The sequence below is a fragment of the Citrobacter sp. VF227 genome (assembly GCF_052950715.1).
In genome coordinates, this window is the sequence record NZ_JBRFVF010000001.1 from 294,145 (window position 1) to 305,720 (window position 11,576).

The 11,576-nt window shown below is 50.8% G+C and carries 12 protein-coding genes; 5 read left to right on the forward strand and 7 right to left on the reverse strand.

All coding sequences use genetic code 11. The features are described from left to right. Positions 1 to 135 precede the first annotated feature (135 nt). A complete protein-coding gene (ydgH, locus tag ACU8YC_RS01525) occupies positions 136 to 1,080 on the reverse strand; it encodes a DUF1471 family protein YdgH (protein ID WP_151219133.1) in 945 nt (314 codons plus the stop codon). Positions 1,081 to 1,605: 525 nt separating this feature from the next. On the opposite strand from ydgH, the gene pntA reads away from it, so the two are divergent. Together pntA and pntB are read left to right on the forward strand one after the other, a co-directional pair. Then, the gene (gene pntA, locus ACU8YC_RS01530; RefSeq protein ID WP_151225426.1) at positions 1,606 to 3,135 is read left to right on the forward strand and encodes a Re/Si-specific NAD(P)(+) transhydrogenase subunit alpha; all 1,530 of its coding nucleotides are present in this window, start codon (positions 1,606 to 1,608) and stop codon (positions 3,133 to 3,135) included. A gap of 10 nt (positions 3,136 to 3,145) precedes the next feature. Further along, entirely contained in the window at positions 3,146 to 4,534 is a 1,389-nt protein-coding gene (gene pntB / locus ACU8YC_RS01535) for a Re/Si-specific NAD(P)(+) transhydrogenase subunit beta (protein WP_151219135.1), read from the forward strand. Between the two features lie 45 nt (positions 4,535 to 4,579). Here the strand turns inward: pntB and ACU8YC_RS01540 are convergent, their stop codons facing one another. Further along, on the reverse strand, positions 4,580 to 5,614 hold the full coding sequence (locus ACU8YC_RS01540) for an AI-2E family transporter (RefSeq protein WP_446894941.1): 1,035 nt from the start codon (positions 5,612 to 5,614) through the stop codon (positions 4,580 to 4,582). Positions 5,615 to 5,750: 136 nt separating this feature from the next. Between ACU8YC_RS01540 and ACU8YC_RS01545 the strand changes: the two genes are divergently transcribed. From ACU8YC_RS01545 to mdtI, 3 genes are all read left to right on the forward strand, one after another. Next, complete coding sequence (locus ACU8YC_RS01545; protein WP_151219137.1) at positions 5,751 to 5,921, forward strand: protein YdgV; 171 nt, start codon at positions 5,751 to 5,753, stop codon at positions 5,919 to 5,921. Positions 5,922 to 6,029: 108 nt separating this feature from the next. Then, positions 6,030 to 6,395, forward strand: coding sequence for a multidrug/spermidine efflux SMR transporter subunit MdtJ (mdtJ, locus tag ACU8YC_RS01550; protein ID WP_161799268.1), 366 nt, complete (start codon positions 6,030 to 6,032; stop codon positions 6,393 to 6,395). Next, positions 6,382 to 6,711 (forward strand): multidrug/spermidine efflux SMR transporter subunit MdtI, encoded by a 330-nt coding sequence (mdtI, locus tag ACU8YC_RS01555; protein WP_151219138.1) that lies wholly within the window; start codon positions 6,382 to 6,384, stop codon positions 6,709 to 6,711. The genes mdtJ and mdtI overlap by 14 nt, the downstream gene beginning before the upstream one ends. Positions 6,712 to 6,745: 34 nt before the next feature. On the opposite strand, the gene ACU8YC_RS01560 is transcribed toward mdtI, so the two are convergent. From ACU8YC_RS01560 to msrP, 5 genes are all read right to left on the reverse strand, one after another. Then, positions 6,746 to 7,567 carry a trypsin-like serine peptidase gene (locus ACU8YC_RS01560; RefSeq protein WP_446894942.1) on the reverse strand — a complete coding sequence of 274 codons (822 nt, stop codon included), beginning with the start codon at positions 7,565 to 7,567 and terminating at the stop codon, positions 6,746 to 6,748. A gap of 270 nt (positions 7,568 to 7,837) precedes the next feature. Then, entirely contained in the window at positions 7,838 to 8,233 is a 396-nt protein-coding gene (gene asr / locus ACU8YC_RS01565) for an acid resistance repetitive basic protein Asr (RefSeq protein WP_187252483.1), read from the reverse strand. A 137-nt stretch (positions 8,234 to 8,370) separates the two neighbouring features. Next, the gene (locus ACU8YC_RS01570) at positions 8,371 to 9,858 is read right to left on the reverse strand and encodes a carboxypeptidase M32 (RefSeq protein WP_187259490.1); all 1,488 of its coding nucleotides are present in this window, start codon (positions 9,856 to 9,858) and stop codon (positions 8,371 to 8,373) included. 45 nt (positions 9,859 to 9,903) lie between these two features. Further along, complete coding sequence (gene msrQ, locus ACU8YC_RS01575; RefSeq protein ID WP_187259489.1) at positions 9,904 to 10,530, reverse strand: protein-methionine-sulfoxide reductase heme-binding subunit MsrQ; 627 nt, start codon at positions 10,528 to 10,530, stop codon at positions 9,904 to 9,906. Continuing rightward, positions 10,531 to 11,535, reverse strand: a complete 1,005-nt coding sequence (msrP, locus tag ACU8YC_RS01580) for a protein-methionine-sulfoxide reductase catalytic subunit MsrP (protein WP_446894943.1) — start codon at positions 11,533 to 11,535, stop codon at positions 10,531 to 10,533. Between the last annotated feature and the right edge of the window lie 41 nt (positions 11,536 to 11,576).

The following is an 11,576-nucleotide window of genomic DNA, read 5'->3' on the forward strand; positions in this document are numbered from 1 at the left end:
GCATAAAAATGGTGAAAGCCACTAAGGCGCGGGATTTTACGGAGAGAAGAGATTGCATGCAATGGGGATAGGCAGATTTGTGACTAAAAATGCTAAAGGCGGCATAAAGCCGCCTTTTAATGTTACTAATGACGATTACTTGTACAGGTCAGCGCTGATCGTAATGTTGTTACCACGTTCAGACCACTGGCGAGTGATGTGATAGTATTTCGCGCCTTTCTTCGCAGCGCGTTTAGCCACCTGGTACGAGATTTCGGTCATATTGCCATAGTTACCGGTGAACTTGATGCTGTCGAACGGAACCATCATGGCGGCAGTCGCTTTGTTCAGTTCTTCAACTTTCGTTCCATCCGGGAGCGTGACAGTGTAACGCCCACCTTTGGTGGATTGCGTTTCGAAGAAGCGACCCACTTCAGCGCTCGGAGACGCGGTAGTCGCAACGCCCGGGATCTCAACTTTCTTCGCGGCTTCCCCACCTGCTGCTAATGCGGCGCGACCGGCATCAGAGTCAGCTGGGATCGCATCAGGGCTTTGCACAACGCGTTTTTTCGCATCAGCTTTGTAGATAAATGCAGTAATACGTTGGTTGCCGCCCTGGTTGGCATCGACCTGGCGCACGATATAGAAGGAGTAAGCACCTTTCTCTTTCGCCGCTTTGGTGATGGCATCGTTCACTTCAGGTTGGCTGCGGTAGAAACCCTGCACCGTAACGGTATCATAAGGTTCTATCAAAACGGCCTGATCTTTGGGTAATTCCATTACACCGTTAATGATACGGTTTTTGGATGCTTCCGCTTTTTCAGCGTCGGCTTTGTAAACGTCAGCGACAACGCGCCAGTTACCGCCGCTGCCAAAATCTGAGGTATCAACAACATAAAAGGAGGCTGCACCGTCTTTATCTGCACGGCGTGATACGGCAGTCACCGCATCACCGATCGCATTAAAACGACCGGTAACCACAATGCGGTCATAGGGTTTAAGGGCTGCAGCTTGCTCCGGCGTCAATTCTGTCGCTGCATTTACAGAAAAAGCAGTCGCAGAAATAAGTGCGGACGCCAGGAAAGTGTTCTTAAGCTTCATAAAAATAATCCTTCGCCTTGCGCAAACCAGGTACTGGTATTGTTATTGACTAGAAACGTCGCTGATTATTGCATTTAAATTGTGTCAGTGTCTGCGTCATTTTTCACTCATCGTGCCACCTGACGTAACAACATCGATAATATTTTGTGATATGTCGAAAATTTCGGCGTTTGGTGACAAAAACTGATAAAGCAGTTGAATTTCATAAGTTAATTTAATGTTAATTAATTGTTTTTGACAGGTACGTAATCATGTTTTGCCGCTTCGCTTGAGCGAATTATCGGTCTTTGTGGGCTATTTTTAGGGCATTTTATCTGTCTGAGGTTCGAATCATCTCTATTTTGCAAATTTCATAATAAATACTGTTTTTTGGCGCTAGATCACAGGCGTCATTTTCAGTAGGTTATACAGAGTTTGTTACTGTTTTATTTTATTGAGGTAACACTGACCTCTTTCGAGAGTGCGCGCATGCCTCGTGCGAACATTGATAAACCATCATCATAAATACAGATGGAAGGGAACATTATGCGAATTGGCATACCAAGAGAACGGTTAACCAATGAAACCCGTGTTGCTGCCACGCCGAAGACGGTTGAACAGCTGCTTAAATTGGGTTTCAGCGTCGCGGTTGAAAGCGGCGCAGGTCAACTTGCAAGTTTTGACGATAAGGCGTTTGTACAAGCAGGCGCAGAAATTGTTGACGGAAATGCGGTCTGGCAGTCAGAGATTATCTTGAAAGTCAATGCGCCGGAGGCGGCGGAAATTCCGTTACTCAACCCGGGCACGACGCTGGTGAGTTTTCTTTGGCCCGCGCAAAACCCTGAGCTGCTGCAAAAGCTTGCAGAGCGCAACGTGACGGTTATGGCGATGGACTCCGTGCCGCGTATTTCGCGTGCGCAGTCGCTGGATGCCTTAAGCTCGATGGCAAATATCGCCGGGTATCGCGCCATTGTTGAAGCTGCACATGAATTTGGTCGCTTCTTCACCGGGCAAATCACCGCCGCAGGTAAGGTTCCACCTGCCAAGGTTATGGTGATTGGTGCGGGTGTGGCTGGTCTGGCGGCGATCGGTGCTGCAAACAGTCTGGGCGCTATCGTGCGTGCATTTGACACCCGCCCGGAAGTGAAAGAACAAGTTCAGAGTATGGGCGCCGAGTTCCTCGAACTGGACTTTAAAGAAGAGGCGGGCAGCGGCGACGGTTACGCTAAGGTAATGTCCGAAGCGTTCATCAAAGCCGAAATGGAACTCTTCGCCGCGCAGGCGAAAGACGTCGATATTATTGTCACCACCGCGCTGATCCCGGGCAAACCTGCCCCGAAACTGATTACCCGCGAAATGGTCGATTCGATGAAAGCGGGTAGCGTGATTGTCGATCTCGCCGCGCAAAATGGCGGTAACTGCGAATATACCGTGCCTAACCAGGTGACCACCACCGAGAACGGAGTGAAGGTTATCGGCTATACCGACCTGCCGGGACGTTTGCCAACGCAATCTTCCCAACTGTATGGCACGAACCTCGTCAACCTGCTCAAACTTTTGTGCAAAGAGAAGGACGGCAATATCACCGTCGATTTTGACGACGTGGTAGTGCGCGGTGTCACGGTCGTTCGTGAGGGTGAAATCACCTGGCCTGCGCCGCCAATTCAGGTTTCTGCTCAGCCGCAGGCTGCGGCAAAAGCCGCGCCCGCGCCAAAAGAAGAGAAAAAACCTACCTCACCGTGGCGCAAATATGCGCTGATGGCGTTGGTGATCATTCTGTTTGGCTGGCTCGCCGACGTTGCTCCGAAAGAGTTCCTGGGTCACTTTACGGTGTTCGCGCTTTCCTGCGTGGTGGGTTACTACGTGGTCTGGAATGTGTCGCACGCGCTGCACACTCCGCTGATGTCCGTGACCAACGCCATCTCCGGCATCATCGTTGTCGGGGCGTTATTGCAAATTGGCCAGGGTGGCTGGGTGAGTTTCCTGAGCTTTATCGCGGTGCTTATTGCCAGCATTAATATTTTCGGTGGCTTCACCGTGACTCAGCGCATGCTGAAAATGTTCCGGAAAAACTAAGGGGTAACATATGTCTGGAGGATTAGTTACAGCTGCATACATTGTTGCCGCGATCCTGTTTATTTTCAGTCTGGCGGGGCTTTCGAAACACGAAACCTCACAGCAGGGTAACAACTACGGTATCGCCGGGATGGCGATTGCGCTGATTGCCACGATTTTTGGCCCGGATACCGGCAACGTTGCGTGGATTCTGGTGGCGATGATCATCGGCGGCGCGATTGGTATTCGTCTGGCGAAGAAAGTCGAGATGACCGAGATGCCGGAGCTGGTGGCGATTCTACACAGTTTCGTCGGTCTGGCTGCGGTACTGGTGGGTTTCAACAGCTATCTGTATCACGACACGGGCCTGGAACCGATTCTGGTGAACATTCACCTGACGGAAGTCTTCCTGGGTATCTTCATCGGTGCGGTGACCTTTACCGGTTCCGTGGTGGCGTTTGGCAAGCTACGCGGCAAGATCTCTTCTAAACCGCTAATGCTGCCGAATCGTCACAAAATGAACCTGGCAGCGCTGGTAGTTTCTTTCCTGTTGCTGGTGGTGTTTGTTCGTACAGAAAGCGTGGGCCTGCAGGTTCTGGCGCTGTTGGTGATGACCATAATTGCCCTGGCCTTTGGCTGGCATCTGGTGGCCTCCATCGGCGGTGCGGATATGCCGGTAGTCGTTTCAATGCTCAACTCTTATTCAGGATGGGCGGCGGCAGCAGCGGGCTTTATGCTGAGCAACGATCTGCTGATCGTCACCGGTGCGCTGGTCGGTTCTTCAGGTGCGATCCTGTCTTACATCATGTGCAAGGCGATGAACCGGTCATTCTTCAGCGTTATTGCGGGCGGCTTTGGTTCCGATGGTTCTTCTACTGGTTCTGATGAAGAAGTGGGCGAGCACCGTGAGATTAATGCAGAAGATACGGCAGAAATGCTGAAGAACTCGCACTCTGTGATTATCACCCCGGGTTACGGTATGGCAGTCGCTCAGGCGCAGTATCCGGTAGCGGAAATCACCGAGAAGCTGCGCGCGCGCGGCATTAAAGTGCGTTTCGGTATTCACCCGGTAGCAGGGCGTTTGCCAGGTCATATGAACGTACTGCTGGCGGAAGCCAAAGTACCTTATGACATTGTGCTGGAAATGGATGAGATCAACGATGATTTCGCCGATACCGATACCGTGCTGGTGATTGGTGCCAACGATACGGTGAACCCGGCGGCGCAGGATGACCCGAACAGCCCTATCGCCGGTATGCCGGTGCTGGAAGTGTGGAAAGCGCAGAACGTCATTGTGTTCAAACGGTCGATGAACACGGGCTATGCTGGTGTGCAGAATCCGCTGTTCTTCAAAGAAAACACCCAAATGCTGTTTGGCGATGCCAAAGCCAGCGTGGATGCGATCCTGAAAGCGCTGTAATCGTCAGCGAAAACTGAAACGGCCTCTGCGGAGGCCGTTTTTATTTTACTCTTTATTGAGATCGCTCAGTAACACGGCAATGCTTTGACCGCCATTGGTTTGCTCAAGCGCGATTTTCACAATGATGGTTAGCGGAACAGAAAGCAGCATCCCGACAGGGCCGAGCAGCCAACCCCAGAAGATTAACGACAAAAATACCACCAGTGTAGACAGTCCAAGTCCACGCCCCATGATCCGCGGCTCAAGGATATTCCCAAACACCAGGTTAATGACCAGGTAGCCAGCCAAAACAACGAGAGCGTCATAAAGGCCGCTAAATACCAGAACCTGAGCAATAGGGGGAATGGCTGCCAGCACCGAACCGATATTAGGAATATAGTTGAGGGCAAACGCCAGCAATCCCCAGACAAAGGCGAAGCGTACGTCCAGCGCGGCGAGCATGCTCCAGGCCACCAGCCCGGTGACAATGCTGATCGCCGTTTTTAGCACCAGATAGTGGGATACGCTGTCGATGGCGCGTTGAATCGCTGCCATTCCCTCAATAGGGCGGCTCATCATTTGTTTTAGCTTATTGGGCAATTGCGGTACTTCCAGCAGCATAAAAACCACCGTCAGCAGCAGTAAAAATATCGATGACATGGCATTCGAAAGCTGTGCCAGCAAATTGGTCACCAGCGTCATTGCCGCGTTTGGATCGATATATTTAACAAGTTCATCCACGGAAACGCCGATTCCTGCGCGTTGTAGCCACGGCTCAAGATTTTTTAGCGGGACTACCAGTGAAGATCGATACTGTGGCAGCGTACGCGCAAGTTCATTTAAGGATGTACCTAAATACGCTAATAGCAGCACCATTAGCATCACAATAATTACGATGAGCAATGACACCGCGACTACACGCGGGATGCGAAGTTTGACCAACCAATGCACCACGGGGTTAAGCACAACGGCAATAAATAACGCCAGAATAAAGGGAACGATGATATCTGCGGCAAAGCGGATGCCGCTCAGGATGATCACCAACATGCCCAGCATAATGACTATTTTAAGACCGTTAAGCGTGATGATCGGTTTTGTCATGTGTATTCCTTCGTTTTTATTTTGAACCTGAATAATAATGTGACTTGCGTCGAGTCGTTATAATAAAAATCAAACGCACTGAGTAAAGAAGTGAAAAGGTTTTGAGTTCGTATTGAAGCTATGATACAAATCATCTGTGTTTAACTACCGAGGACAATTATCATCCGCGATGATGAGAAGCAACACTGCGGATAATTGTAATATTATGGACAATATGTTCAGGATGTTTTTGCGTTTACCTACACTTCTTCGTACTTCTTCCTCTTTCCTGCTTGCAGGTGAGCAACACTGGCGCAACGCGCTATAGTCCCTTCTTCTGCCTGAGCTGGCGCTGCGCGCTGAGCTAACTCACTTTATTTTTTTGGTTTACTGCATGCAGTAGGCCCAAAGGACTATATTCTCACGCAGGAGAAGCATCATGTTTTACTGGATATTATTAGGTCTGGCCATCGCGGCTGAAATTACCGGTACGCTTTCAATGAAATGGGCAAGCGTCGGTCATGGTAATTCGGGCTTTATTTTAATGCTGGTAATGATCGCCTTATCGTATATTTTTCTCAGTTTTGCCGTTAAAAAAATTGCCCTTGGTGTAGCCTATGCCCTGTGGGAAGGGATCGGTATTTTATTTATTACGCTATTTAGCGTGCTGTTATTTGACGAAACCTTGTCCACACTGAAGGTGGCAGGACTGGCTTCGCTGGTGGTCGGCATTGTGCTGATCAAATCCGGCACCCGAAAGCCTGTTAAACCGGGCAAAGAGGTGACTCATGCAACAGTTTGAATGGGTTCACGGTGCCTGGCTGGGTATGGCCATCGTGTTAGAAATCGTCGCTAACGTCTTTTTGAAATTTTCCGATGGTTTTCGCCGCAAGATTTATGGCGTGCTGTCGTTGGCTGCTGTATTAGCGGCCTTTAGCGCGCTGTCGCAAGCGGTAAAAGGTATCGATCTTTCTGTGGCTTATGCCTTGTGGGGCGGATTCGGTATTGCCGCAACGTTAGCGGCTGGTTGGGTGCTGTTTGGTCAGCGCCTGAATAATAAGGGCTGGATCGGTGTGGTACTGCTGCTGGCCGGAATGATAATGATAAAACTTGCCTGATATCCGTGCTGCCCGGTAATGCGGGCAGCACATGTTAATCCTTCGCCAACTCTTCCAGCTTATCGCGAAAACCGGTCACGGATATGGCGCGATTATCTGCCCGCCAGCGATCTTTGGCAGCCGGAGCGGAGCTTTGCACACCAATCAACTGCCAGCCAGACTCGGTCTGCAGCATCAATGGCGAACCGCTGTCACCCGGGAGCGTGTCGCACTGGTGTGACAAGACGGTATTCTGTGCCCAGCCGGTCACGACACAATCCTGATGCGTGTACAGGTCGTCCAGATGATCTTCTGGATAGCCCGACTGGGTGACTTTACGATCTGCAGTTTTTAGCGCTGCGGTTAACGCGTCTTTGTCGCCGTTAAACAGTGGCAGCGGTGCGATGCCCGAAGGCGGATTACGCAGTACCACCAGACCAAAATCCCACGGGGCTGCGGCAGGCGGCACTATCCAGCCATCACCATCGGCTTTTAAACGTTTGGCAAGTGAGGGCGCAACCCGTCCTTCAATGTCGTGGATTTCATAGCGCCATAAACCCTTTTTAGACACGAAGCGCAATGCGACGGCCTTGTCCGGTTTGCCTCTCGGGGGCGTGAGTAAGCAGTGTCCGGCTGTCAGGGCCAGATGTGGCGAAATAAGCGTGGCGGTACACAGGTTACCGCTGGCGGTTTCCAGTTGCCCGATAGCGTCCCACGGCGATTGTGTCGGGTCAGTCACCTTTATGCGATCGTCATGACCAAAAAACAGCGTTTTTATATTTTCTGCTTCAGCGCTGTCCGTTGCAGGCTTGTCCGCATGTGCAACGACAGGAAGTAAACAAAGTGAACCCAGTAGTACAGCAATGGTTTTAGGCATATCACGCTCTGGTGGGGAATTATGATTTTTAACAGCAAACCCTCAGTTAATACTATAGACGGGACGACGAGAAAGTGGGAGTAAAATCAGATAACTACATTCAGGAAAGATAAAAACGCATGGCGATGATGGCGCAAATTATCAGGGTAATAAGAATGAACTCAAAGCGGTAATGTGACACCATTTTACCCTCCGAATGGCGGCGCTAAATCCGGTTGATTTAGCGCCGTTTGCTATGGCGTGGGGGACGCCACAGTGACTACAAAGACGTTATGCTGCAGGCTGAGCAGCCGGTTTAGCGGTGTCGTGTTTTACCGCTTTTTTGGTGTGTTTTTTAGCGGCCTGAGCTTTTTGCTCCGGCGCTTTCTGTTCTGCTACTGGTTTGGTTGCCGCTTTTTTTGTGTGTTTTTTAGCGGCCTGCGCTTTTTGCTCCGGCGCTTTCTGTTCTACTGCCGGCTTGGTTGTCGTTTTTTTAGTGTGTTTTTTGGCTGCCTGCGCTTTTTGCGGCGCTGCTTTGTGCTGTTTTTTGTGGTGAGTGGTTTTCGCCGGGGCTGCTTTGGTAGTTGCAGCAGCAGCCGGAGTGGTGGTAGCAGTTGTTTCAGCAGCAAATGCAGCAGAAGACAGACCCATAGCAGCGGCAACAACCAGAGCTAATACTTTTTTCATTCTCATACCCTCGATTTGGTTTTTCATTCAACCCCACTGCGGGGCCGTTGAAATAACTATATCGCTGTAATCACAGGGCTTCCGTGAGTCATTGGTTTCGGCGTGTAACGATATGTACAATGACTCACGGTATGAGATTACAAATAGCGGGCTTCCAGGTGATCGCGGAAATAACGGCTGCTAAGCGGCTCCCCGGTGGCCTGGGTAATAAGCTGTTCAGTGGTAAAACGGCTGCCGTGCTGCCAGATATTCTGACGTAACCAGTCAAATAATGCGCCAAACTCGCCTTGCGCAATAGACTGATTTAAATTCGGCAACGCACGGTTAGCGGCACTGAATAACTGCGCTGCGTACATGGCACCTAAGGTATAAGAAGGGAAGTAGCCAAAGCCGCCGTCGGTCCAGTGAATATCCTGCATACAACCGTTACGATAGTTGCCGATCGTTGACAGTCCCAGCCAGGCCTGCATTTTCTCATTCCACAATGCCGGGATATCATCCACTTCAATATCGCCATTAATGAGCTCACGTTCGATTTCATAACGCAGGATCACGTGAGCGGGGTAGCTTACCTCATCGGCATCAACACGGATAAATCCGGGTTTAACCTGCTGATTCCAGGCGATGAAATTGCTTTCTTCAAACGCAGCCTGATCGCCAAAATACCGCCTCACCGCCGGAATTAACCGCGTCAGGAAGGCTTCACTACGGCCCAGTTGCATCTCGAAAAACAAACTCTGGGATTCATGAATGGCGGTTGAGCGTGCCAAAGCGATAGGTTGACCTGACCAGTTGCGCGGCAGATTTTGCTCGTAGCGGGCGTGACCGGTTTCATGGATCACACCAAACAGCGCGCTGAGTAATTCGTTTTCATCATAGCGGGTGGTGATACGAACATCTTCCGGTACACCGCCACAGAAGGGATGTGCGCTGATATCCAGTCGGCCAGCCGTAAAATCGAATCCCAACTGAGCCATTGTTTCCAGACCCAGCTCACGCTGGAGAGCGGTTGGGAAGGGACCAACCGGGGCAATGAGCGACTGCTGAGACTGCTTCGCCACAACGTTGTTGAGCAGGTCAGGAAGCCAGCTCTTAACGTCAGTAAACAGGACATCCAACTGGGCGCTGGTCATCCCTGGTTCAAAAATGTCCAGTAGCGCGTCATAAGGCGTACAGCCTTTAGCCTCTGCGCGCAGTCGGGCTTCTTCTCGGCTGTACTTCACGACTTCTTTCAGGTTGTCGGAAAATCCTTCCCAGTCATTCGCGGGGCGCTGGCTGCGCCAGGCGTGTTCGCAACGACTTCCCGCGAGTGATTTCGCTTCTACCAGCGATTCAGGCAACAACGATGCCTGGTGATGCAGACGCGACATTTCGCGCAGGTTGGCCTGCTCAACATCGTTGAGGTCTTCCTGTTGGGCCGCGGCGATCCACATTGCCACCTTCGGATCGGTTAACAGCTGGTGCTCGAGCACGCTCAACTCGGCTAGCGCTTCACCGCGTGCTTTACTGCCGCCGGATGGCATCATGGTAAACATGTCCCAACTGGCGATTGCCGAGAGGTGGGAGAAGCGAGAGAGCCGCTGGAACGTGCGGGTGAGCTGATGGTAATTATCATTGCTACTCATTTTTTGTTCTCGTTCTGTTTAGGTGTATTAGAAGTTTACCGTGATTCATTCACTTTTCATAAACACACCTTTGTAACCGGTTTTCCGTAACAGCTTTTTATAGCGAAAAGCCAGCAGCACGGCAAAACAAATGGCGTAGATAATGGGAGGCGGGGATAACACTTTTACTGACCACAGGTAATGAAGCGGTAGCAAAATGGCAGTCAGATAAACGTAATTGTGCAGTGTTTGCCAACGTTTACCCATTTTACGCTGCGCGGCTTGCGTGGACGTTAGCGTCAGCAAGAGTAAGATTATCCAACCTATTATGCCCAGCGTCAGCCATGGGCGTGAAACCAGTTCACGTCCCAATAGTCCCAGATTTTGTATACCCAACTCCAGTAGCGCATAGCTGGTCAAATGCAGCGTGGCCCAGGCAAAACACCATAAACCTAACAACCGCCGAGTGCGAAACAGCAAAGGTTGTTTTGCATAGCGTGCGAGCGGCGATATTAGCAAAGTCACAAGTAAAAACTTCAGCGCAGTGATACCTGTAAAGTGCTGGATATCTTTTCCTGGGTCGGCACCTAATCCGCCATGCTGTACGGCCCAGAAAAGCCACACCAGGGGTAAAAAACCGGCGAGATGCAGCAGCACTTTCAGGCCCGTTATCTGTTTTACGGTTAACCTCACTTAAAAATACTCCCGTAGATTCATGCCCTGATATAAAGACGCCACCTCATCGGCATAACCATTAAAAGGCAATGTAGGCTGCCGCTGTACATCGAGAATGCCACCCGAACCGATAAAACGCTCTGAAGCCTGAGACCAGCGGGGGTGATCGGCCTGTGGATTTACATTGGCGAAAAAACCGTATTCGTTTGGCGCCGACATATTCCAGGTTGTCGGTGGCTGCTCTCGCGTTAGCTTAATACTGACTATCGATTTAATACCCTTGAAGCCGTACTTCCAGGGGACCGTCAGGCGTATTGGCGCCCCGTTTTGTGGCGGCAACGCTTTGCCATACACGCCCACGGTCAGAAGTGTGAGCGGGTGCATGGCCTCATCCAAACGCAGACCTTCGACATAGGGATATTTCAGTCCTCCACCAATGAAGCGATCTTTCTGGCCAGGCATTTCGTCAGGGGCGTAGCGAGTTTCAAAAGCGACGTATTTGGCATGGCTGGTTGGCTCAACCAACGCCAATAATTTATGCAAGGGAAAGCCAACCCATGGCACGACCATTGACCAGGCCTCGACGCAACGCATCCGGTAAATGCGTTCTTCTAACGGAAAACGCGTGGTCAGTGCATCATGATCCAGCGTCAAAGGCTTGTTTACTTCACCGCTGATAGTTAACGTCCAGGGATCGGTTTTCAAGCTACCGGCATTCGCGGCAGGATCGGCTTTATCCAGACCAAATTCGTAGAAGTTGTTGTAGCCCGTCACCTTGTCTTCCGGCGTCAGGGGCAGATTGCTTTGCCAGCGCTCGGGTTTTGCGAATTCGAGCGTTTTGCCCGCCGGAACAGGTGGACGATCGTTACCTTTAAACCAATTCAACAAATTGGCCTGTGTCGGGGAAGACAACGATGCCGCAGCCGCGCCTATCCCAAGAGCTTTAAGGATCTGTCGTCGTTGCATAAAAAAAACTGACTCGGCTGTTACATCAGCTTCCCGAAGTAGGCGTTTTTTCTGCATAACTTTTCCTTTTTGTTGTCATATTGAGGAAAACAAAGCGA

Bases quoted from the DNA above. Each gene is read 5' to 3' on its own strand.
- mdtI (WP_151219138.1), top strand. From the start codon at position 6,382: ATGCAACAGTTTGAATGGGTTCACGGTGCCTGGCTGGGTATGGCCATC.
- pntA (WP_151225426.1), top strand. From the start codon at position 1,606: ATGCGAATTGGCATACCAAGAGAACGGTTAACCAATGAAACCCGTGTT.
- ACU8YC_RS01560 (WP_446894942.1), bottom strand. From the start codon at position 7,567: ATGCCTAAAACCATTGCTGTACTACTGGGTTCACTTTGTTTACTTCCT.
- ydgH (WP_151219133.1), bottom strand. From the start codon at position 1,080: ATGAAGCTTAAGAACACTTTCCTGGCGTCCGCACTTATTTCTGCGACT.
- ACU8YC_RS01540 (WP_446894941.1), bottom strand. From the start codon at position 5,614: ATGACAAAACCGATCATCACGCTTAACGGTCTTAAAATAGTCATTATG.
- msrP (WP_446894943.1), bottom strand. From the start codon at position 11,535: ATGCAGAAAAAACGCCTACTTCGGGAAGCTGATGTAACAGCCGAGTCA.
- asr (WP_187252483.1), bottom strand. From the start codon at position 8,233: ATGAAAAAAGTATTAGCTCTGGTTGTTGCCGCTGCTATGGGTCTGTCT.
- ACU8YC_RS01570 (WP_187259490.1), bottom strand. From the start codon at position 9,858: ATGAGTAGCAATGATAATTACCATCAGCTCACCCGCACGTTCCAGCGG.
- pntB (WP_151219135.1), top strand. From the start codon at position 3,146: ATGTCTGGAGGATTAGTTACAGCTGCATACATTGTTGCCGCGATCCTG.